The organism is Citrobacter sp. C13 (assembly GCF_014596815.2).
In the GTDB taxonomy this organism is placed as follows: domain Bacteria; phylum Pseudomonadota; class Gammaproteobacteria; order Enterobacterales; family Enterobacteriaceae; genus Citrobacter; species Citrobacter portucalensis.
The window spans coordinates 178,387-200,274 of sequence record NZ_CP115024.1 but is presented as its reverse complement, the minus strand read 5'-3'; the positions used below and the strand labels follow the sequence as shown (position 1 = coordinate 200,274).

The 21,888-nt window shown below is 52.8% G+C and carries 18 protein-coding genes and 1 tRNA gene; 5 read left to right on the top strand and 14 right to left on the bottom strand.

The annotated features are described in order from the left end of the window. Positions 1 to 61: 61 nt before the first annotated feature. Together hmsP and IB222_RS00945 are read right to left on the bottom strand one after the other, a co-directional pair. A complete protein-coding gene (gene hmsP / locus IB222_RS00950) occupies positions 62 to 2,068 on the bottom strand; it encodes a biofilm formation regulator HmsP (RefSeq protein WP_149384390.1) in 2,007 nt (668 codons plus the stop codon). 226 nt (positions 2,069 to 2,294) lie between these two features. Continuing rightward, positions 2,295 to 2,402, bottom strand: coding sequence for a type I toxin-antitoxin system toxin Ldr family protein (locus tag IB222_RS00945; protein WP_149384389.1), 108 nt, complete (start codon positions 2,400 to 2,402; stop codon positions 2,295 to 2,297). 425 nt (positions 2,403 to 2,827) lie between these two features. On the opposite strand from IB222_RS00945, the gene megL reads away from it, so the two are divergent. Beyond that, complete coding sequence (megL, locus tag IB222_RS00940; protein ID WP_149384388.1) at positions 2,828 to 4,024, top strand: methionine gamma-lyase; 1,197 nt, start codon at positions 2,828 to 2,830, stop codon at positions 4,022 to 4,024. Positions 4,025 to 4,141: 117 nt separating this feature from the next. Then, on the top strand, positions 4,142 to 5,440 hold the full coding sequence (locus IB222_RS00935) for an aromatic amino acid transport family protein (RefSeq protein WP_003827423.1): 1,299 nt from the start codon (positions 4,142 to 4,144) through the stop codon (positions 5,438 to 5,440). Positions 5,441 to 5,475: 35 nt separating this feature from the next. Here the strand turns inward: IB222_RS00935 and IB222_RS00930 are convergent, their stop codons facing one another. From IB222_RS00930 to IB222_RS00880, 11 genes are all read right to left on the bottom strand, one after another. Next, the gene (locus IB222_RS00930; protein ID WP_149384387.1) at positions 5,476 to 6,678 is read right to left on the bottom strand and encodes a sigma 54-interacting transcriptional regulator; all 1,203 of its coding nucleotides are present in this window, start codon (positions 6,676 to 6,678) and stop codon (positions 5,476 to 5,478) included. Positions 6,679 to 6,854: 176 nt separating this feature from the next. Next, complete coding sequence (gene dppF, locus IB222_RS00925; protein WP_149384386.1) at positions 6,855 to 7,859, bottom strand: dipeptide ABC transporter ATP-binding subunit DppF; 1,005 nt, start codon at positions 7,857 to 7,859, stop codon at positions 6,855 to 6,857. Beyond that, positions 7,856 to 8,839 carry a dipeptide ABC transporter ATP-binding protein gene (gene dppD / locus IB222_RS00920; protein WP_003024317.1) on the bottom strand — a complete coding sequence of 328 codons (984 nt, stop codon included), beginning with the start codon at positions 8,837 to 8,839 and terminating at the stop codon, positions 7,856 to 7,858. The genes dppF and dppD overlap by 4 nt, the downstream gene beginning before the upstream one ends. A gap of 10 nt (positions 8,840 to 8,849) precedes the next feature. Then, complete coding sequence (gene dppC, locus IB222_RS00915) at positions 8,850 to 9,752, bottom strand: dipeptide ABC transporter permease DppC (protein ID WP_003024315.1); 903 nt, start codon at positions 9,750 to 9,752, stop codon at positions 8,850 to 8,852. Between the two features lie 9 nt (positions 9,753 to 9,761). After that, positions 9,762 to 10,781: a dipeptide ABC transporter permease DppB gene (gene dppB, locus IB222_RS00910; protein WP_003827415.1), complete on the bottom strand. Its 1,020-nt coding sequence runs from the start codon at positions 10,779 to 10,781 to the stop codon at positions 9,762 to 9,764. 166 nt (positions 10,782 to 10,947) lie between these two features. Beyond that, positions 10,948 to 12,555, bottom strand: coding sequence for a dipeptide ABC transporter periplasmic-binding protein DppA (gene dppA / locus IB222_RS00905; protein WP_003827414.1), 1,608 nt, complete (start codon positions 12,553 to 12,555; stop codon positions 10,948 to 10,950). Further along, positions 12,470 to 12,706 (bottom strand): hypothetical protein, encoded by a 237-nt coding sequence (locus IB222_RS00900; protein ID WP_162604169.1) that lies wholly within the window; start codon positions 12,704 to 12,706, stop codon positions 12,470 to 12,472. The genes dppA and IB222_RS00900 overlap by 86 nt, the downstream gene beginning before the upstream one ends. 601 nt (positions 12,707 to 13,307) lie before the next feature. After that, a tRNA-Pro gene (locus IB222_RS00895) sits at positions 13,308 to 13,384 on the bottom strand. A gap of 91 nt (positions 13,385 to 13,475) precedes the next feature. Then, on the bottom strand, positions 13,476 to 15,170 hold the full coding sequence (eptB, locus tag IB222_RS00890; RefSeq protein WP_003827412.1) for a kdo(2)-lipid A phosphoethanolamine 7''-transferase: 1,695 nt from the start codon (positions 15,168 to 15,170) through the stop codon (positions 13,476 to 13,478). A gap of 210 nt (positions 15,171 to 15,380) precedes the next feature. Next, positions 15,381 to 16,583: an MFS transporter gene (locus IB222_RS00885; protein ID WP_063941883.1), complete on the bottom strand. Its 1,203-nt coding sequence runs from the start codon at positions 16,581 to 16,583 to the stop codon at positions 15,381 to 15,383. Between the two features lie 251 nt (positions 16,584 to 16,834). After that, a complete protein-coding gene (locus IB222_RS00880; RefSeq protein ID WP_148361342.1) occupies positions 16,835 to 17,536 on the bottom strand; it encodes an autotransporter outer membrane beta-barrel domain-containing protein in 702 nt (233 codons plus the stop codon). A 159-nt stretch (positions 17,537 to 17,695) separates the two neighbouring features. Here IB222_RS00880 and tag point away from each other — a divergent pair, with 159 nt between their 5' ends. Continuing rightward, on the top strand, positions 17,696 to 18,265 hold the full coding sequence (gene tag, locus IB222_RS00875) for a DNA-3-methyladenine glycosylase I (RefSeq protein WP_003827403.1): 570 nt from the start codon (positions 17,696 to 17,698) through the stop codon (positions 18,263 to 18,265). After that, the gene (locus IB222_RS00870) at positions 18,255 to 18,695 is read left to right on the top strand and encodes an N-acetyltransferase (protein ID WP_003827401.1); all 441 of its coding nucleotides are present in this window, start codon (positions 18,255 to 18,257) and stop codon (positions 18,693 to 18,695) included. The genes tag and IB222_RS00870 overlap by 11 nt, the downstream gene beginning before the upstream one ends. Here the strand turns inward: IB222_RS00870 and IB222_RS00865 are convergent. Then, positions 18,664 to 20,997, bottom strand: a complete 2,334-nt coding sequence (locus IB222_RS00865) for a molybdopterin guanine dinucleotide-containing S/N-oxide reductase (RefSeq protein ID WP_126317252.1) — start codon at positions 20,995 to 20,997, stop codon at positions 18,664 to 18,666. The genes IB222_RS00870 and IB222_RS00865 overlap by 32 nt on opposite strands. A 159-nt stretch (positions 20,998 to 21,156) precedes the next feature. On the opposite strand from IB222_RS00865, the gene IB222_RS00860 reads away from it, so the two are divergent. After that, a complete protein-coding gene (locus IB222_RS00860; protein ID WP_003827397.1) occupies positions 21,157 to 21,819 on the top strand; it encodes an OmpA family lipoprotein in 663 nt (220 codons plus the stop codon). Positions 21,820 to 21,888 lie beyond the last annotated feature (69 nt).

The following is a 21,888-nucleotide window of genomic DNA, read 5'->3' as shown; positions in this document are numbered from 1 at the left end:
GATCATAATTGATACAGAAATGTTAAAAATTTTGAGCTGACTCGCACAAGCGAGCCCTTTTTTAACTTTTGTAATCAGCGCTTTCCGGCGCCAGATAACATTCTTCGAAGATATTTACTGGAACAGGTCGAGCGAACAGGAACCCTTGTGCCACCTCCACCCCGGCTTGTGATAACCATTCACGCTGCGCTTCGGTTTCGACACCTTCGGCAATCATTTGTAAATTGAGGCTGTGGGCCAACTGAATGATGGCGGAGATCATGCTGCAATCTTCAGGTACCCCGTCGACAAACATCTTATCGATTTTGAGGACATCCACCGGTAGCGACTTCATGTGCTGCAACTGTCGCAGGCCCGCATACCCCATGCCAAAGTCATCCAGTGCGATACGTACTCCCGCATTACGCAATGGGCGCAAAATGGCCACCGCGGCGTGGGGATCATCAATATGTCGACTTTCAGTCACTTCCAGGATCAACGTGCCAGGCTTGATACGATAGCGGTTTAACAACTCCAGCAGGTCCGAGACCATACTCGGGTGCATCAGCTGTAGTGCGGACAAATTCACCGATAGCGGCAGCATCACGCCACGCTCCTGCCACACTGACAGCTGGCGGCATGTCTCTTCCAGCACCCAGTAACCAACCGTCACCATCAAACCACAGGACTCAATCCTGTCAATTAACCCTTCGGGCAGCTCCCAGCTTCCGTCCGGCTGCTGCATTCGCAATAATGCTTCAGCGCTCAATACCTTACCGCTGGACATCTCCACCTGCGGCTGCATCCAGAGCGCAAACTGATGGTTATCCAGCGCGGTAAGAATATCGTTCTCTTCCGTCAAACGCTGCTGTGCCTCTTCCATCTGCAACGGGTCGAAGAACTGAATCTGATTTTTACCCTTATGGCGCGAGGTTAACACGGCAGAGAGGGCGCGGCGGTATAGCTGTTCTGCGGTCAAATCACCATAGAACATTGCCACCCCAATGTTGCAGGTAGGACGCAGTTGAATACCCTGAATAGGTAATCGCTCATTAACGATAGTGAGTACTTGCTGACCTAGCGTAATAGCGTGCCAGGGTTCTTTTACACCATGGGCGATGATGGCAAAGTCATAGCCACTCACCTGGGAAAGCACCATCCTGGGGGCTAATACCGACTTGAGTTTTTCGACCAGCGTAAGCAGCAGGATTTCCCGCTGAGTTTCGGTTAACACCCCCGCGGTGTCACGTAGGGTTTCGCAGGTGACAATCATCAGCGCCGTCGTCTGCTGGCGGGTAACAACCTGCTCCAGCAGCCCCATTAAAAACGACTTATTGGGCAGTTCGGAAACCGGGAAACGCATTGCAAAGTCGCTTTGCTCTTCGCTATGTCGCTGAATCAACTGCTGATTAAGATTGTAGCTACGCACCAGCATACCAATCTCATCATCCTGATGTAGACGCGGCAATGCCAGTTGATAGCCAATCAGATCCTGCTGTTGAATGTCGCTCAGCTCACGGGCAATTTTACGTAAGGGGTGCACAATCAAGCGGTTAATGCACCAGGAGATGGCGACGGTCAATATTAACGACAAAAGTAAGTAAATGGTCACTAACGTCGAGAGCGTACTCATCACGAATTTGTACATGCGGTACGAATCCGCCTGCAGTACCAGATACGCCAGCGGTTGCGGGTTAGCTGAACGCTCAAGGGAATAGATCGGCAGCGAAATTTGTACCGGAAGCTCAAACAGGCGAGTCACCGTAACAGGAACGGGGCGTTCAGGGATAAAGCTCATCCGCAACGCCTGAAACTGATTGGGCAGCACCACATCGGCGCGACTTACCACGCCCGCTGGCCGAATACTTTTTAAAATGGCTTCCGCTTCGGGAATATCCCCTTTCAGGATAGTGTCCGACAGAGGCTCACGGACGGAGCGAGCGATACTTTCCAGTTGCGTAGCCGTGTTATAGCGGTTTTGCTGGACCAGATGGAACAACAAAACGGTGCAAAAAATAAAAACGAACACCATAACAACGGCCGCAACCATTGCCATCTGCTTAATTGTTAACGAGCGACTGACACGCAAACTGACTCTCCACGGATAGACGAAACTGCCGTCAGAGTATACCCGATCGTAGCGGTATTAAGAGAGGCGGTATCTGAAAACTTCCCAGCGTGCATTATCGCGACAGGATAGGCACCTGGCGACGAGATTTATCTGCATTTAAGCCGAAAAAGGCCGCAAGGTCGCCCCCTGCGGCCTGGTTCGGGCGCATGTTGCCATCACGGCAGGCAGACGCCTACAAAGCGCATTACTTCCTGTTACGCAGCCAGCTCACAATCAGGCTGGCAATGGTGCCAGCGATGACTGGAGCCGCTAAATCGTGCCAGAAGGCCACGCCTAACTGTGCGAGCGTCATATAGCCGCCTGTGTTGCAATGGCAACTGTTCACGGCTATCCTTGAGTTGTTCAGGTTCAAGTCAGCCCCCGTTTTGTTGCCAGGTTTATACCGAACAACGTGCGGGGGTTTTCTCTTTCCAGCAACCGATGCCGCCGGGGATCAAGCCCCCGCAACATTGCGCCTCACCGGGAATTCCCGGCTTGCCGCTGATTCTACGGCAGCCCACTTGCCATATCACTGCGCAATATTGCGCTCTGCGTAGCGCCTCGCAATTCACCCATTTTCTCACCAGCACGCTGGAAAGATTCTTTCCAGTTGGCAACATTCCTGCCGACCATTAGTTCAGACAAAAACATAACGCATTGATATCTATCAGTTCATTTTCTGGCACAGCGATTGCTATTTGACTGTGAGCTGTTCTGTTCCGAATTAAAGGAGATATCATGTCTGACTGTCGTACTTACGGATTCAACACCCAGATCGTTCACGCGGGGCAACAACCCGACCCTTCAACTGGCGCGCTTAGTACGCCTATTTTCCAGACCTCAACGTTTGTTTTTGACAGCGCCGAACAAGGTGCCGCCCGCTTTGCGCTCGAAGAGTCCGGGTACATTTACACCCGCTTGGGTAACCCCACCACCGATGCGCTGGAGAAAAAGCTGGCTGTACTGGAAAGAGGTGAAGCCGGGTTGGCAACCGCGTCCGGTATTTCTGCTATCACCACAACGCTGTTGACGCTTTGCCAGCAGGGTGACCATATCGTTTCCGCCAGCGCGATTTACGGCTGCACCCACGCGTTTTTGTCGCACAGCATGCCGAAGTTTGGGATTAACGTCAGCTTTGTCGACGCGGCAAAGCCTGAAGAAATCCGCGCCGCCATGCGACCAGAAACCAAAGTTGTGTATATCGAAACGCCCGCCAACCCAACGCTGTCGCTGGTCGACATTGAAACGGTGGCTGGTATCGCCCATCAACAGGGCGCATTGCTGGTGGTGGATAACACCTTTATGTCGCCGTACTGTCAGCAGCCTTTGCAACTGGGCGCGGATATTGTGGTTCACAGCGTCACCAAATATATCAACGGTCACGGGGATGTGATTGGGGGTATCATTGTTGGTAAGCAGGAGTTTATCGACCAGGCGCGGTTTGTAGGCCTGAAAGATATCACCGGCGGCTGCATGAGTCCTTTCAATGCGTGGTTAACACTGCGCGGCATTAAAACGCTGGGCATTCGTATGGAACGTCACTGTGAAAATGCGCTGAAAATCGCCCGCTTCCTCGAAGGGCATCCATCCATTACTCGGGTGTATTATCCTGGCCTGACTTCGCATCCGCAGTATGAGCTGGGCCAGCGGCAAATGAGCCTGCCAGGTGGAATTATCAGCTTCGAAATCGCCGGCGGCCTCGAGGCTGGTAGGCGGATGATCAATTCTGTAGAATTGTGCCTCCTCGCGGTCAGTCTCGGTGATACCGAAACCCTCATTCAGCACCCAGCGTCTATGACACATTCGCCCGTTGCACCTGAGGAACGGCTTAAAGCAGGTATTACCGACGGGCTTATCCGTCTTTCTGTGGGTCTTGAAGATCCAGAAGATATTATTAACGACCTTGAACACGCCATCAGAAAGGCAACATTCTGACCAATATGGCCTGAACCGACGCCGTTCGGTTCAGGTTGTTGAGAATCAAGGCACAACAGTCTGGCAATACGCGTAATCCTCTTTCGGGGAGAACGTGTATTTTGGGCAGGGGGTTCTATGCAGGACAACACATTACAATTAAGCAACAATACAGCAACCGCCGTACCATTCTCAAAAAAAATACCGTTTACGAAATACGATTTTGGCTGGGTATTACTGTGCATCGGCATGGCCATTGGTGCCGGAACGGTACTGATGCCGGTACAAATTGGCTTAACAGGCATTTGGGTATTTATCGTTGCCTTTATTATTGCTTATCCGGCAACTTATATTGTGCAGGATATTTATTTAAAAACATTATCAGAAAGCGAAACCTGCAATGACTACACGGATATTATAAGTCATTACCTTGGAAAAAACTGGGGCGTATTTCTTGGCGTCATCTATTTTCTGATGATTATTCACGGCATATTTATTTATTCCTTATCCGTGGTTTTTGACAGCGCCTCATATATCAAAACCTTCGGCTTGACCGAGGCCGATCTTTCGCAGTCGATAATCTATAAAGTGGCCATTTTTGCCGTGCTGGTCGCCATTGCTTCCGGGGGAGAAAAGCTGCTGTTCAAAATCTCCGGCCCGATGGTGGTGGTCAAAGTAGGTATCATCATCGTATTTGGTTTTGCGATGGTTCCGCACTGGAACTTCGCTAATATCAGCGCCTTCCCTGAAGCATCTGTCTTCTTTCGTGATGTACTGCTAACCATCCCGTTCTGCTTCTTCTCAGCGGTGTTTATTCAGGTGTTGAACCCAATGAACATCGCCTACCGCAAACGGGTGACGGACCGGGTGCTGGCTACGCGTATGGCAATCCGTACGCATCGCATCAGTTACATTACTCTGATTGCTGTCATTCTGTTTTTCTCCTTCTCTTTTACCTTTTCTATTAGCCATGAAGAGGCCGTTTCGGCTTTCGAACAAAATATTTCCGCACTGGCACTGGCGGCTCAGGTCATTCCTGGGCAGATTATTCATATCACCTCAACAGTATTAAATATCTTCGCCGTATTAACCGCGTTCTTTGGTATTTATCTGGGATTCCACGAGGCGATCAAAGGTATTATTCTCAACGTTCTGAGCCGCGTCATTGACGTTGAGAAAATTAATCCGTTAGTACTCACGCTGGGTATTTGCACCTTTATTGTTATCACCCTGGTCATTTGGGTGTCATTTCGCGTATCGGTACTGGTGTTCTTCCAGCTAGGTAGTCCGCTTTACGGGATTGTGTCGTGTATTATTCCGTTCTTCCTGATCTATAAAGTAACGCAACTGGAAAAACTACGCGGGCTGAAAACCTGGTTGATCCTGCTGTACGGAATTCTGCTGTGCCTGTCGCCCTTATTGAAGCTGATTGAATAACCCACGTATATCGCGCCGTCAGACGCTGGCGGCGCTTAACCCACACTCTCCAGCTGATAGCCGCGAATTTTATTCAGCACCGTGGTGTGCGACACGCCCAGCGCTTTGGCAATATGCCGTGACGACACATTATCTTCCACCATCTGTTCAATGAGCTGGCGTTCAGCACACAGAACCTGCTCTTTAAAAGGACGTTCTGTCGCGCCCCGCTCAACGGCAGGCAAATTCACCATTCCTAATTCTTCCCGCGTAATAACATCGGATTCAGCCATCAGCATCAGGCGAATAATGGTATTTTCCAGTTCGCGCACGTTTCCCGGCCAGATGTGATGGTGCAGGGCATCAAAACAGGCTTTATCCAGAATGATCCGCCGCTGGAATTCCTTCGCGTATTTCTGCACAAAGTGGCGAATCAGCAGGCTGATATCCTGTGGGCGCTCGCGCAAAGGTGGGATGGTCAGTGAAAGCACGTTGATGCGGTAATAGAGATCGGCGCGCAGCAGACGTTGTTCCACCATCTCTTCCAGATTGGCATTGGTTGCCACAATAATGCGCACATTGACCGGAATAATATGTGCCCCGCCAACGCGCCGAATCCCGCCATCCTGAAGCACGCGCAGGAGTTTAGCCTGTAAGCTCAGCGACATTTCGCCAAACTCATCGAGAAAAAGGGTGCCTTTATCGGCCATTTCAAACAGCCCTTTTTTGCCTTTACAATCCGCGCCGCTGAAAGCCCCTTTCTCATAGCCAAAGAATTCACTCTCCATTAGCGACTCAGGTAGCGCAGAGCAGTTGACCGGAATAAACGGATAAAAACGTCGCTGCCCGGAATTATGGATAGCCCGGGCCAGCAGCTCTTTACCAGTCCCCGTATCGCCACGGATCAGAACGGTATATTTGCTGTCGGCAATTTTTATCGCCTTTTCGATAAGCGCGTGCATGCTCTGGCTGCTGCAAATAATGTCAGAGAAATAGCGCGGGCGTTCCGGCTCCGGCGTTGACAGCTCGCTTATCTCCTCACAGAGATAAGCGACATGAATAATATCGGCGCGCTGGCTTAAACAGGATTGCACACAGGAAATATCCTGTAGCTGGCGGCACCAGGATTTAATCAGGATCCGCCCAGGCGTCACTTTCATGGAGATGATATTGATATCACAGCAGGAAAATTCCTTCAGGACATCCTCAACCATCGACAGACGATCAATTGTTTTAATATCCCAGCGTATCGTGACCACATTTGCTCCTGGTAGTTAGCAACTGCGAAATAGATATTTCTGTGACTAGAGGAAATCTGACTACATTCTAGACGCTGTGGAATAATGTTCTGCCAAAGGACTCACATTGTGGACGTAAAGAGAAAATATAAAAAAACCGGAGCACAAGGCTCCGGTTATCGGGTCATAACCCAGGTTTATTGCTGTGGGTTTTCATCCTGGTCAACGGCAAAACACGCCACCAGTTGACCGCCGTAATCTTTCAACTGCGGTTGAAGCTGGGTACACGGACCAAGGCGACGACGGCAGCGGGCGTTGAACGCACAGCCCGGCGGCGGATTCAGCGGGCTTGGCAGTTCACCGGTCAGCTTGATACGCTCACGGCGATCGTCCGGGTTCAGGCGCGGTGTTGCGGAGAGCAGCGCTTGCGTGTACGGATGACGCGGATTATTGAAGATTTGGTCCTTCGTCCCTTTCTCCACACAGCGGCCTAAATACATCACCATCACTTCATCGGCAATGTGCTCGACAACCGACAGGTCGTGCGAGATAAAGACGTATGACAGCCCCAGTTCCTGCTGCAAATCCATCATCAGATTCAGCACCTGCGCACGCACCGAAACGTCCAGCGCTGAGACCGGTTCATCGGCAATCACCACGTCCGGGTCAAGCATCAGACCGCGAGCGATGGCAATACGCTGACGCTGACCGCCGGAGAACATATGCGGATAGCGGTCGTAGTGCTCGGTTTTCAGCCCCACTTTCGCCATCATCGCCAATGCTTTTTCACGACGCTCCTCTTTGCTGAGCGTGGAGTTGATCAGCAGCGGCTCTTCCAGAATCTGTCCCACTTTTTTACGCGGGTTCAGGGAACCGTACGGGTTCTGGAATACAATCTGGATTTTCTGCCGACGCAGCTTTTGCGCCTGCGGGTCGTGCTTAAGCAGATCCTGTCCCTGGTAATACAGCTCACCGCCGGTCGGGACTTCAATCATCGTCAGCAGGCGGCCAAGGGTGGATTTCCCACAGCCCGACTCGCCTACCACCGCCAGCGTTTTACCACGCTCTAAGGTAAAGGAGACACCGTCCAGCGCTTTCACCAGGCGCTCCGGGGCGAACATGCCCTTTTTCACCGGGTAGTGTTTTTTCAGATCAATAGCCTGCAACAGCGGCTGTGGCAAAGCGGCCTTTTGCGTACTCATAGCCCAGGCCTCCCGGCATCATCAAGTGGGTAGTGGCATTTCGACTGACGACCGCCTTCCAGCAGGTTCAGCTCAGGTTCTTCAGCGCGGCATTTGTCGGTCGCATAGGGACAGCGCGGGTTCAGCAAACAACCGCTCGGGCGGTCATATTTACCGGGAACCACGCCCGGCAGTGAGGCCAGACGCGCTTTGTCCTGAGCAAACTCCGGCAGCGCGCGCAGTAGCGCCTGGGTGTAAGGATGACGCGGCGCGCGGAAAATATCCTGCGCGGCTCCGGTTTCTACCACCTGACCGGCGTACATCACGATGATTTTGTGTGCCGCTTCAGCCACCAGCGCCAGATCGTGGGTGATTAAGACCAGCGCCATGTTCTCTTTTTGCTGCAATTCCAGCAGTAGCTCGATGATCTGCGCCTGAATAGTCACATCCAACGCCGTTGTCGGTTCGTCGGCAATCAGCAGTTTCGGACGACAGGCTATCGCCATCGCGATCATCACGCGCTGACTCATCCCACCGGACAACTGGTGCGGATATACATCCAGACGCGAGGCCGGATCGGGGATCCCCACCAGCGTCAGCAGGTCAATTGCCCGCTGAATACGCGTTTTTTTGTTGCCGCCCTGGTGCACCTTGATGGCTTCCATAATCTGGTAGCCGACGGTATAGCAGGGATTAAGGCTGGTCATCGGGTCCTGGAAGATCATCGCCACTTCCGCGCCCACTAACTGGCGACGCTCTTTCTCAGAAATGCGCTTCAGGTCGCGACCATTAAACTCCAGATTTTCGGCCATAACGCGGCCTGGGTAGTCAATCAGTCCCATAATCGCCAGCGAACTGACGGACTTACCAGAGCCGGACTCTCCTACAATGCCAACCACTTCACCCTGATTCACACTGTAGCTAATGCGGTCTACGGCGCGGAATTCGGAACCTACGTCGCCGAAATGCACCGATAATTTATCTACATTTAATAACGCCATCTCGAACCTCTTACTGCTTCAGTTTGGGATCGAGCGCGTCACGCAGACCGTCACCCATCAGGTTAAATGCCAGCACCGTCAACAGGATCGCCAGCCCCGGGAAGGTCACGACCCACCAGGCGCTTTGGGCAAACTGCAGAACGTCAGAGAGCATGGTGCCCCATTCCGGCGTAGGCGGCTGTGCGCCCATCCCCAGGAAGCCGAGGGCAGCCATATCGAGAATGGCGTTAGAGAAGCCAAGCGACGCCTGAACAATCAGCGGCGCAAGACAGTTAGGAAGAATGTTGACGAACATCTGGCGCATCGCGCCGGCTCCCGCCACGCGAGATGCAGTGACGTAGTCGCGGTTAACTTCCACCAGCACAGCGGCGCGCGTCAAACGGACATAGTGCGGCAATGCCACGAACGTCAGCGCCAGCGCGGCGTTGCCAATCGAGGGGCCAAATACCGCCACCAGCACCAGCGCCAGCAACAGGCTCGGCAATGCCAGCATGATATCGACCACACGCATGATGACGTTATCGACAATCCCGCCAAAGTAACCGGCGATCAGCCCAAGAACCACGCCCATCAGCAGGGAGAGAACTACCACCAGACAGCCGACCAACAGCGACAGACGCGCACCGTACATCAGGCGGGACAGCACGTCGCGGCCTACATCATCAGTACCAAACAGATGCGCCATGGTACCGCCTTCCTGCCACGCGGGAGGAGCCAGCAGCGTATCGCGGAACTGGTCTGCCGGGTTGTAGGGTGCGAGGACGTTGGCAAAGACCGCAATCAGGATCATCACCACAACGTACACCAGCCCAACAACCGCACCTTTGTTGCGTTTAAAATAGTGCCAGAACTCCTGCAACGGAGTCATCGGCACCGGTGCAGCAATAACTTTATTTTCAGTAACCTGTGACATGATGGCCCCTTACTTCTTATGCCGAATACGCGGGTTCACCACGCCGTACAGCAGGTCTACCAGCAGGTTGACGAGGATAATCATCGTCGCGACCAGCAGCACCCCGCCCTGCACCACCGGATAATCGCGGCGTTGCAGCGCATCGATCAGCCAGCGCCCCAGTCCCGGCCACGAGAAGATGGTCTCGGTCAGGATCGCCCCGGCCAGCAACGTACCAACCTGCAGGCCGATAACGGTCACCACGGGCAGCATCGCGTTACGCAGAGCGTGAATAATGATGACGCGCATACGGGTCAGGCCTTTGGCGCGCGCGGTACGGATGTAATCTTCACCCAGCACTTCCAGCATCGATGAACGGGTCATACGCACAATGACCGCCAGAGGAATGGTACCCAGCACCATCGCAGGCAGGATCATATGCGCCAACGCATCAATAAAGTTGCCCTCTTCACCCCAGATGGCGGTGTCGATAAGCATAAAGCCGGTTAGCGGATTGGAATCATCAAGGAACACCATGTCGCTCACCCGCCCAGAAACTGGCGTCAGGTTCCACTGCACGGAAACCAGCATGATCAGCATCATGCCCCACCAGAAAATCGGCATGGAGTAACCGGTCAGCGCCAGGCCAACGGCGGTATGATCGAAAATAGAGCCGCGCTTAACGGCAGCAAGTACACCCACTGGGATACCCACTGCGACGGCGAAAATCATCGCGCAGACGCCGAGTTCCAGCGTTGCTTTGAAGCGAGGTACGAACTCTTCCCACACCGGTAAGCGGCTTTTCAGTGAGATACCTAAATCACCATGCATAACCCCCCAGATATAGTGGAGGTACTGCTGCCACATCGGCTTATCCAGACCGAGTTCAGCCAACAGTTGAGCATGACGCTCAGGGGAGATCCCACGCTCACCCGCCATGATCATAACCGGATCGCCGGGGATCATATGGACGAAGGCAAAGGTGAGAAGAGTGATACCGATAAACGTGGGGATGACGAGTCCCAAACGTCGGAGAATGAACTGCAACATAACCCGGATTCTCTCTAATGACGCACGGCCTGGAACCGTGAGTCTGTATTGCTCACAAATCTTATCCCACGCAAACTGCATCGCGGGTAAAGCATTACGCCGGAGGGCGCTGCGCTTATCCGGCCTACACATCACCGGGGCGCAGCGCTTCCTTAATTGCTTTTAATTATTCGACAGAGACGTTTTCGAAGTGGTGTTTGCCTAATGGATCAACCACATAGCCTTTCACTTCCTTACGCACTGGTTCGTACACGGTGGAGTGAGCAACAATCAGAGCCGGAGCCTGGTCGTGCATAACAACCTGAGCTTGCTTGTACAGTTCAATACGTTTGTTGTGATCGTCGGTCGCACGCGCTGGCTGGATCAGGTCTTCAAACGGCTTGTAGCACCAGCGAGAGTAGTTGGAACCGTCTTTCGCTGCCGCACAGCTGAACAAGGTGGCGAAGAAGTTGTCCGGATCCCCGTTGTCGCCGGTCCAGCCCATCATCACCGCCTGATGTTCACCCGCTTTGGCGCGTTTCAGATACTCGCCCCACTCGTAGGTCACAATCTTGGCCTGAACGCCAATTTTCGCCCAGTCAGCCTGAACCATTTCTGCCATACGACGTGCGTTCGGGTTATATGGACGCTGTACCGGCATAGCCCACAGCTCAACGGTAAAGCCTTTGTCCTGACCAGCTTCCTTCAGCAGCGCTTTGGCCTTCTCAGGATCGTAGGTGTAGTCTTTAACGTCATCGTTATAGCCCCACATGGTCGGCGGGATCAGGTTTTTCGCGGCAACGCCAGCGCCCTGATAAACCGCTTTGATGATCGCTTCTTTGTTTACCGCGTAGGTCAGCGCCTGACGGACTTTCACGTCATCAAACGGTTTCTTCTCGGTGTTGAAAGAGAGGTAGCCAACGTTCAGACCCGCCTGTTCCATCAGGTTGATGTTTTTATCCTGCTTCATGCGCGCGATGTCTGCCGGGTTCGGGTACGGCATCACCTGGCACTCGTTTTTCTGCAGTTTGGCGTAACGCACGGAAGCGTCAGGCGTAATGGAGAAGACCAGACGGTCGATCTGCGGCTTGGTGCCCCAGTAACCTTCGAATGCTTTATACAGAATACGGGAGTCTTTCTGGTACTGCTGCAGCTGGAACGGACCGGTACCAATTGGGTTCAGATCCACTTTCTCCGGAGAACCGGCTTTCAGCATGTTGTCAGCATATTCTTTGGAAAGAATAGAAGCGAAGTCCATCGCCAGGTCAGCCAGGAACGGCGCTTCCGGGCGAGTCAGCACGAATTGAACGGTTTTATCGTCCACTTTTTTCACTTCGGAGATCAGATCCGGCAGACCCATCCCTTCGAAGTATTCATAGCTGCCGCCAGAGACTTTATGGTACGGGTTCTGGGCATTTTTTTGACGATCGAAAGAGAACACCACGTCATCGGCGTTAAAATCGCGCGTCGGTTTAAATTCTTTGTTGTCCTGCCACTTCACGCCCTGACGCAGGTGGAAGGTGTAGGTTTTGCCGTCTTCGCTGATTTCCCACTTCTCAGCAAGGCCCGGGATCACTTCAGTCGTACCGGTTTTGAACTCAACCAGGCGGTTATAGATCGGTACGGAGCTGGCATCATAGGTGGTGCCAGAGGTGAAAAGCTGCGGGTTAAAGCCTTCAGGAGATCCTTCTGAACAATAAACCAGAGTTTTAGCCTGTACGCTTGCTGCGACGGTCATAGCCACCAGGCTCAGACCAAGCTTCAGCATCCCTGACTTCTTCAAGGAAATACTCATTCTTCTGCTCCAAATGTGATGTTTGTTGTTTTACCCTTTGCAGTGGGTTTGCACCGCCTGGCCTTTTTTGTTTTTTACCCGGCCGGGTCGGCGTTAAGAGGATGGGGATTCCGTTCACATAAGCGACTGAGTTGCAGTGCGGATTCTCCATGAAATGCCCCTCATACCCTACAATCTGTCAACAGAATGTGAAAACGTCAATACAGGTCACCGTGATTTACGCCAACGGTGAGAATTCACAAACAAAGATTAAAAAAAGTGCGGAAGGACATTTTCAGCAGGGAAATTTGTGCTACGCGTACTATGCCAGAATAAACATCTTCATATTTCGCAACATTTGGTGATTAACATTTATGCAATTTATTCAAACTTTCTAAATTAATGCTGCATATCTGAGCGATTAATACCATGAACGTTAAAGCGCACAGCGTAAAATGCCAGCTTCAGCCATAAGTAGCGCAAAAAAAGTTTCAAGCAAATATAAAAAAAGGCAATGGAATATGTCACAGAATCGTTAACAGTCAGTGGGAAGTGGTGCACAATTTTTGCAGATAAAATGAAGGTCAAACATGGGGTCGGAAAAACAAAAAATACGCCCTGCCAGCGCTTCGCCTGTAGGCCGGATAAGGCGCTTGCGCCGCATCCGGCAGTGTCTGTTATAGCGTGATGTTTTGCCTGATGGCGCTTCGCTTATCAGGCCTACAAAAGCCACAAATGCAAAAAGCCCGCTCAGAGAGCGGGCTTTTTAAATTTGGTCGGTGATAGAGGATTCGAACCTCCGACCCCTTCGTCCCGAACGAAGTGCGCTACCAGGCTGCGCCAATCACCGAATGCGGGGCGCATCTTACTGCTCAGCTGCGCGCCCGTCAATCCCTTAGTATCAAAATGCCATTTGATCGGTGAGAAAGTCAGCAGCTCAGTTACTGGGCTGTAGCCTTATTCGCGTCCGGGATACGGCACCAGTTGTTATTCTCGTTAATACCACCATTTGGCGAGGTATAACCGAGGCAACCCAAAATGGTGTCGTACAGTTCAACATGACGACGCGGCACTTTCATATCAGCTTCTTGCTTCAGGTGTGCAAACGCCTTCGCATGGTCTGGGTCTTCCAGATACTTGTCAGACATCCACACCATCATCGGAACGCGGAACTGCTCAGGCGGCGCCATTTTACGCGGCGTACCGTGCAGGTGCTCACGTTCGTTAATCGACTCACCGTGATCGGCGGCGTAGAACACAATCGCTTTCTTATCGCGCAATTGATCAAACACTTTGGTAATAAAGTGATCAACATAGGTTACCGAGTTATCGAATGAGTTGATCATCTGGGCCTTCGAGCAGCCGCTATCAACATTGACACACTCCGGCTTCCACTGTGCATATTCACGGGTATAGCGCTGGGTGTAGTTAAAATGCGAGCCCTTGGTATGCAGAATAATCAGATGCTTGCCACCATCTTCATTATTTTGCAGAGACTGCTGCATCTCGGTAATCAACAGCATATCGTCAACGTTCTTGCCGCGGTTACGCGGCTCTGCGCCAATCTGCTCACGATAGGCGATGTTCTCCGCCATGGTGTTACTGTAGAACCACATCTCGCTTTGCATCGCGTAGAGATCTGTCTTGAACCCTAACTGGCCGAGCACGGAAAAGACGTTTTGCTCTTTCAGGGTACGCTGCGGGTTTTCTTCTGCCCCACCCTCACGCACGAACATGCAACGCAGCGAAAGTTTGGTTGCCGTATCACAGGAATATCCACGGAAGGCGGCCAGATTTTTCTCCTGGGCGAGCCTTGGCGTGGTATTGCGCTCATAGCCAAAAATCCCCATATGATCCCAGCGGGTCGTTTCGCCGATAATAAAGACCACATAGGTGTCGTCGAGGTTTTTGGGGGCAACATAGGTAAACTTCTTCGCCGGGTTCATCAACGATTTGTTGTCTGAGGATTCATCCACCTGTGCCCAGGCGTACAGACCCAGCGCGGAGAGCCAGTTTGACGGCAGATAGGAATTCGCCACTACCCCGCCATAGCTGGGTAAATCGATTCCCGTTGCTCGCTCAACGCTTCTCTGTTGCATGCTCAGCAGGCGAATCGGCGCCCATACCATCAGGCCAGCCAACAATACCACCGCCACGCTACGCCATCTCATGCCAGGCGTACGGATCTGTTTCATCAGGGTATAGCGGCAGCGATTACTCCAAATCAGAACCAACGGTAAAATGCTGACCGAAACCAGCCACACGACAAAATGCCAGCCAACAACTTCTTTCGATAAATCAATATCCGTGGTCATTACGGAGGCAATAATACCGTAACCAATTACCACATTCAGGAAGGTCATGTAATAGCTGGCACCGGCAGAACACAGCACCACTAAGGTTGTCAGGACACGCCAGGCGCGCCGACCAAATAAAGAGAGAAGCCGTAGTAAAAAGAAGGTTACCAGCACAGTGCCGGCTAATTCAACAACCGCAGAGAGTCCTTTCCAGACGGTAAACTCGTGTGCATATCCGCTAAAGCGCCGGAAAAATACAGCACAGTTCATAAACAAACCGATATAGATTGCCAGCAGGAAACTGAGTTTCTGCTGCGTCATCGACTTAATGTATCTCATGCAAACAAACCCTGGGAATCGGGATAAAAACACCCTGTGCAGTAGTCAAACAGACCAGGCAGGGGAAAATGCGACAACAGCAGAGGTGAAATGTCTACGGGCGCGGGTAAGTAGACCACAGGAGGGTGAAAAAGTGCTTATGGAGAATGCAAATGGCGCATATATTTTTGTAAATATATGCGCTAGGTATTAATCAGACTACTAATAGGTTTAGGCGTGCGCCTCGGTATATACGCTACGCTGTGGCTGGCGGATGGTGGTGGAGAGTGCCAGTGAGATGATTAACAGCGCAAAGATAACGCAGAAGGTCACATAGAAACCGCCGAACAGCGAGGCGATAATGGAACCACAAATGCTGCCGATACCGAAACCTAAGTAAATGACACCGTAGTTTTTAGCCAGGTTGTTCAAACCGAAGAACTCGCTCACCAGTGACGGGAACACGGTGATGGTACCGCCAAAGTTAAATGCTACACAGGCAATCGCCGCAAAGAAGGTCACATCATTCAGCGGGGCGAACAGCAGTGCCGCCATACCGACCAGCGAAACGACCTGCCCAATGGTGATAACGCGAATACGAGAGATTTTGTCGGACAGAATCCCCAGAACCAGACGACCGGACAGGTTAGCGATAGAAATGACGGTAACCGCATTTGCCGCCGTTGCCACATCCATATGCGCCAGGCTTTGTGCAATATCTTTCGCCACGCCAATCACATACAGCCCACTCATACACGCCGTCAGGAACATCACTGCCAGCATCCAGTACTGCGGTTTACGCATGGACTGCGCCAGGGTGTAGTCATTCTCAACCACGCCATTTTTCGTTTTCACTTCCTGATTCGGCGCGTCTTTCATCAGCGTGGAGCCAAATACGATCATCACCAGCACAATCGCGCCCCAAATCATGAAGGTTTTTTCCAGACCCACAGTGCTCAACAGTTGGCTGTCGATGAATTTAAAACCGAGGCTGCCAAGACCGTAAGAACCGATGGCAAAGGCGGAAATCAGCCCTTTACGCTCAGGGAACCATTTTACACAGTTGGAAAGTGTTAACAGGTAGCCTGCTCCATCCGCCAGACCGACCAATACACCTGCGCTCAGCCACAGCATAATCAGGCTGTCAGAGTGGGCGGTTAAGAAGAAGCCCACCCCCAGTAAAATACCGGATGCCATGGTGACGCGTTTCACGCCAAAACGTTCCTGCAGTTTCCCGGCGACGGAAGAAGAAATTGCCAGTCCGAGGCTCAGCAGGCCAAAGGAAAAGGCAACCTGACTCACCGGCGCATCAAGCTTAGAAGAGAGCGCACCGTTAAACAGGCTCCAGGTATAAACAGAACCTAAAGCAAATTGAGTAATGATGGTGCCGATCAGTGTCAGCCAGCGGGTACGCTGATAATCAGAAGTTTTCATGGCAGTCTTCCTGCATAAACAAAATGGGAAATTCTCTGCCAACAACCATACCGAAGCGCTTTTATGAGCAGGAGAAAACGGCATGAAATGCCGCCAGGACGGAATGAAATGCCTGGAATGTGGAATGAATGACGAGACAAAAAGTCGGGTTACTGAATTTTATCGCATGAGTTAGTACACGCTATCGCTGGAGCGCGTGTGATTGTTGATCTCAACATGTAATCAAGATGTTTATGTGCTGATTACTTACGTTAAAATTTGGCGCTCACTCCCATGGTGTACATATAGTCGCTGTTGTTGGTGCTGTTTTCAGCCTGCGAAAGCGCTGCGTAAGCCGCCATGTGCGGGTTCAACAGCATATCCGCACCGACGGTGACATCCACCCAGTTACCGTCCTGACCCGCTGCTGACATGCGGCTGAGACCCGACTGCGCCTTCCAGATATTCTCGCCAAACTGCTGGTTATAGCTGATTTGCGCCCACGGTCGCACATCACCGAACTGCAAATTGACTCGCCAGCCCAACGAGCTCACGCTGGCATGCCACAGCGGATCGTTCTGCGTTACCGACGTCGCGCTGTCGCCAAATTCGTTGTAAGTAGATGTGGTTGAACCGTCATAATGCAGTGCGGCGACCGGACCGGTCGTTACCTGCCTGGACAGCGGGAAGTTCCAGCCCATACTCATGCCGCTGGTCGCATCCATAGGCGTCTCATCCGCAAGATTCACCACGGGACCCGCCACGTTCTGAGTGGAACGAATACGTTCTTCCAGAATGTCGTTATAACGTGGTTGGTGATCGCTGTCCCATGTATAACGTTCAGCCGTATGCCCTGACATAGCATCAACGATATATTCTTGTTGCCAGCCATATGCTGTATTGATGGACAGCGCACAAACTACGACGCTCGCCAGAGTTAACCTTTGGCGACCACTACTGTTTCTTATAATCATCAACGCGACTCCAGAAAAGAGCCGAATTCGGCGATATTATTGTCATTGTGTGAAGGATATCGGGCCCATCAGGCCCTGTATTAAATATTGTCTTTTTAGCTGGCGCGTCAAGGCGGGCCGAATGAAATTTTTACGCCAGTAAAAACAGCGAGGAAGAATATGCAGCGTTGCGGATGGGTCAGTCAGGATCCACTTTACATTGCCTACCACGACAAGGAATGGGGCGTCCCCGAAACTGATGGTAATAAACTGTTCGAAATGATCTGCCTGGAAGGTCAGCAGGCCGGGTTATCGTGGATTACCGTACTCAAGAAACGGGAAAATTATCGCCACGCTTTCCACCATTTTGATCCGGAAAAAGTGGCGGCCATGACCGAAGAGGATGTGGAAAGGCTGGTACTGGATGCCGGCATTATTCGTCATCGCGGAAAAATTCAGGCCATTATCGGCAACGCTCGCGCTTTTCTGACGATGGCGCAAAACGGAGAGTCGTTTAGCGAATTCGTCTGGTCATTTGTTGATAACCAACCGCAAGTGACTCGCGCCGCCAACCTGAGTGATATTCCCACCTCCACGCCTGCGTCAGACGCGCTGTCTAAAGCGTTAAAAAAACGCGGATTTAAGTTTGTCGGCACCACCATTTGTTACTCCTTTATGCAGGCGTGCGGCCTGGTCAACGACCATGTCACCAGCTGCATCTGTTATCCGGGAGAACAACATGATTCGTGAATCCAAGGCTGAAGATCTGCCGTCAATTCTGGCGCTGTGGATGGAAAGCACAATCCATGCCCATCCGTTTATCGAAGAGCGCTACTGGCGCGAAAGTGAATCCGTGGTGCGGGATGTTTATCTGCCAGCCGCGCAAACCTGGGTTTGGGAAGAAGAAGGCGAGCTCAAAGGCTTTGCCAGCGTGATTGATGACCGCTTTCTCGGCGCGCTGTTTGTCGCACCTGCCGCCATCAGAAGCGGGATCGGCAAAGCGCTGGTGCAGCATGTCCAGCAGCGCTTTTCGATACTCAGCCTTGAGGTCTACCAGAAGAATCAATCAGCGGTGAACTTCTACCATGCGCTGGGTTTTCGCATTGAAGACGGCGCATGGCAGGAAGAGACTCACCACCCCACGTGGATTATGGGCTGGCAGGCGGATCAAACGCCGTAAGCGCCAACATTGGTCCGCTATATTTTTCAAGCCACGCCAGCGCAGTATTGCCCGCGCAGCCATTCCCCAACTTCGAGCTGGGGAGATCTTTGGTCAGCACGTTGACGGCGCCATTTTTACAAATACCGTTCACTGCGAGATCCAAATCAGGCCACGCGCCTTCATGAATACAGATGACGCCGGGTTTAATACCCGCCGTCACCACCGCGCCCGCCAGAACTTGCCCGCGCTGGTTCCACACCCTGACCGTATCGCCATCCGCAATGCCGCGCGCGTGGGCGTCCTGCGGATGAATCGTTATCGGCTCACGATCCGCTACCGCGTACTGCTCACGTAGCGCACTGTAGTTAAGCTGACTATGCAAACGGTGCGCCGGATGGGCGGAAAGCAGCTGTAGCTGGTCCGGTTCGGCGTTACCGAACCACTCATCCGGCTCCAGCCACATCGGGTGCCCCCCGCAGTCCGCGTAACCGTAACCTGCAATCCTCGCGGAGTAGATTTCAATTTTTCCGCTGTCCGTTTTCAGCGGATGCGCCTGCGGGTCGCGGCGAAAATCCGCAAAACGGATAAACTGTGCGCTGGCGGCGTTTTCCGGCATTTCGATCAGGGCGTTGCGCTGCCAAAACTCGGCGAAAGGCGGCAATGTCACCTGCTGACTGGCCCCACGTTGCCCGGCAATATTGTAAAAAGTCTCCAGCCACGCCAGTTCGCTTTTACCTTCGGTGAACCGTTCATATCCGCCCTTTTCCCAGCGCTCACTCAGCTCGGCAAAGACATCAAAATCATTTCGCGCTTCGTCCTGCGGCGGTACGACCTGCTTCATCGGCACCAGGTGCTGGTTGCTGTAATCGCCGGTCATGGTCAAATCATTACGCTCAAAGGAGGTGGTTGCTGGCAGCACGATATCGGCATGCTTTGCTGCTGCGGTCCAGAAACACTCCGAGATGACCACCAGCTCCGGTTTTTGCCAGGCGCGAATTAAACGGTTAGTGTCCTGATGATGGGTGAAGTTAGCGCCACCCGCCCACCACAACATGCGAATGTCCGGGAAATGACGGTCCATGCCGTTGTGCTGGTAAAAACCACCGGGGTTCTCCAGCGCTTCAACAATTCGTGCCACCGGAATTTTATCTACCGCGTCGGTGCCGCCTTTAACGCTGCCCTGCATTGAAGCCAGTACCGCAGCCCGGCGCGTTGGGTTGCCGCCGTTGGCAAAATGGTACGACAGCCCAAAACCGCCGCCTGGCGTCCCGATTTGTCCGAGCATGGCGGCCAGGGTGACAATCATCCAGTGTTTCTGCTCGCCATACTGCTGGCGCTGCATTCCCCATCCGGCCATCAGCATGGTGGTATTTTGGTGAAATATCGCCGCAAGTTCGCGTATCTTCGCCGCCGGAATGCCACAAATATCTGCCGCCCATTCTGCCGTTTTTGCAACATCATCAGATTTACCCAGCAGGTAGTCGGCAAAACGGTCATATCCGGTGGTACACCGGGCGAGAAAGTCCTCGTCATGCCAGCCGTTTTCCACCAGCGTATGCGCGATGCCCAGCATCAGCGCTACGTCGGTCCCCATATGCGGGGCAATCCATTCCATCTTATCGCCAAAGAAATCGACGCTTTCCGATCGCATCGGATCGATACAGATCAACCGTTTACCGCTGTCGCGCAATGCCTCAAAGTACGCGAGGCCCTGCTCATCGGACGCGTTCCAGGCAATCTTGAGAGTGTTGAGCGGATTGGCGCTCCACAACACCACCACCTCGCTGTTCTCCAGCACCACCGGCCAGCTGGTTTGCTGCTGGTAAACTTCGTTCCCGCCCACCACGTACGGCATGATCGCCTGCGCAGCCCCCGTCGAGTAATCCCCCAGATGCCCGGTATAACCGCCCGCCAGCGCCATATAACGCTGTAACAGGGTCGCCGCTTTGTGTAACACGCCGTTGGAACGCCAGCCGTACGAACCGGCAAAAATTGAGGCCGGGCCGTAGCTGTCACGGATGCGTTTATGCTGCGTATGGATAAGATTCAGCGCGTCGTCCCAACTGACGCGAACAAACTCATCCTGCCCACGTACGCCCTGTGGGTTCTCCGGCGAGGCGAGAAACCCTTTACGCACCATCGGAAAACGTACCCGCGTTTTACTGTGAACCTGGTCGCGCACCACGGTTTGCAAAGAGTTGGGATGAGCGGTGGGCAGCGCGCCACGCGAGGAGAAAACCGTCTCACCATCAGTGTCGACGAGGATTGGTCCCCAGTGGGCGGCGGTTAACACCGAGTAATGTGCGGGTGAATTAGCCAAGATGGCGCTCCTGAATGCGATGTAACGGCTTATTTATTATGCCGTTCAATGTTACTTACAAATTTCAGAGTCTTCCCTGGAATTTTCTTCATGTTCACACGTCATAATCAACCGCCACGGTCGCTGTGGCAAAGAAGAAAAAGTCATTAAGGAATTAAGATGAAGAAACGTGTATTTGTTATTGCTGCCATCGTGAGCGGCGCCCTGGCGGTTTCTGGCTGCACAACAAACCCTTACACCGGCGAACGCGAAGCGGGTAAATCCGGCATTGGCGCAGGTATTGGCTCTCTGGTCGGCGCGGGCATTGGCGCACTCTCTTCTTCGAAGAAAGATCGCGGCAAAGGCGCACTGATTGGCGCAGCGGCTGGCGCGGCCGTTGGCGGTGGTATCGGCTATTACATGGACGTGCAGGAAGCGAAACTGCGCGAAAAAATGCAGGGAACGGGCGTCAGCGTGACGCGCAGTGGCGATAACATCATTCTGAACATGCCAAACAACGTCACCTTCGACAGCAGCAGTGCCAACCTGAAGCCTGCGGGTGCTAACACCCTGACCGGCGTGGCGATGGTACTGAAAGAGTACAATAAAACCGCCGTCAACGTGCTGGGCTTCACCGACAGCACCGGTAGCCAGGATCTGAATATGCGTCTGTCGCAGCAGCGCGCAGACTCCGTTGCCAGCGCCTTGATCACTCAAGGGGTCGCAGCTAACCGCATCCGCACTCAGGGTATGGGCCCAGCAAATCCAATCGCCAGCAACAGCACAGCGGAAGGTAAAGCGCAAAACCGCCGCGTAGAAATTACCTTAAGCCCGATCCAGTAACGTTTTGTGCCGGATGGAGACAGTCCGCGCCCATCCGGCATGAAGCACTTGCCATCGTTGATTTTCGCG

Bases quoted from the DNA above. Each gene is read 5' to 3' on its own strand.
- tag (WP_003827403.1), top strand. From the start codon at position 17,696: ATGCAGCGTTGCGGATGGGTCAGTCAGGATCCACTTTACATTGCCTAC.
- IB222_RS00900 (WP_162604169.1), bottom strand. From the start codon at position 12,706: ATGGAGAATCCGCACTGCAACTCAGTCGCTTATGTGAACGGAATCCCC.
- dppB (WP_003827415.1), bottom strand. From the start codon at position 10,781: ATGTTGCAGTTCATTCTCCGACGTTTGGGACTCGTCATCCCCACGTTT.
- eptB (WP_003827412.1), bottom strand. From the start codon at position 15,170: ATGAGATACATTAAGTCGATGACGCAGCAGAAACTCAGTTTCCTGCTG.
- megL (WP_149384388.1), top strand. From the start codon at position 2,828: ATGTCTGACTGTCGTACTTACGGATTCAACACCCAGATCGTTCACGCG.
- IB222_RS00870 (WP_003827401.1), top strand. From the start codon at position 18,255: ATGATTCGTGAATCCAAGGCTGAAGATCTGCCGTCAATTCTGGCGCTG.
- IB222_RS00860 (WP_003827397.1), top strand. From the start codon at position 21,157: ATGAAGAAACGTGTATTTGTTATTGCTGCCATCGTGAGCGGCGCCCTG.
- IB222_RS00945 (WP_149384389.1), bottom strand. From the start codon at position 2,402: ATGACGCTCGCACAGTTAGGCGTGGCCTTCTGGCACGATTTAGCGGCT.
- IB222_RS00880 (WP_148361342.1), bottom strand. From the start codon at position 17,536: ATGATTATAAGAAACAGTAGTGGTCGCCAAAGGTTAACTCTGGCGAGC.
- dppC (WP_003024315.1), bottom strand. From the start codon at position 9,752: ATGTCACAGGTTACTGAAAATAAAGTTATTGCTGCACCGGTGCCGATG.
- dppA (WP_003827414.1), bottom strand. From the start codon at position 12,555: ATGAGTATTTCCTTGAAGAAGTCAGGGATGCTGAAGCTTGGTCTGAGC.
- IB222_RS00935 (WP_003827423.1), top strand. From the start codon at position 4,142: ATGCAGGACAACACATTACAATTAAGCAACAATACAGCAACCGCCGTA.
- IB222_RS00885 (WP_063941883.1), bottom strand. From the start codon at position 16,583: ATGAAAACTTCTGATTATCAGCGTACCCGCTGGCTGACACTGATCGGC.
- dppD (WP_003024317.1), bottom strand. From the start codon at position 8,839: ATGGCGTTATTAAATGTAGATAAATTATCGGTGCATTTCGGCGACGTA.
- dppF (WP_149384386.1), bottom strand. From the start codon at position 7,859: ATGAGTACGCAAAAGGCCGCTTTGCCACAGCCGCTGTTGCAGGCTATT.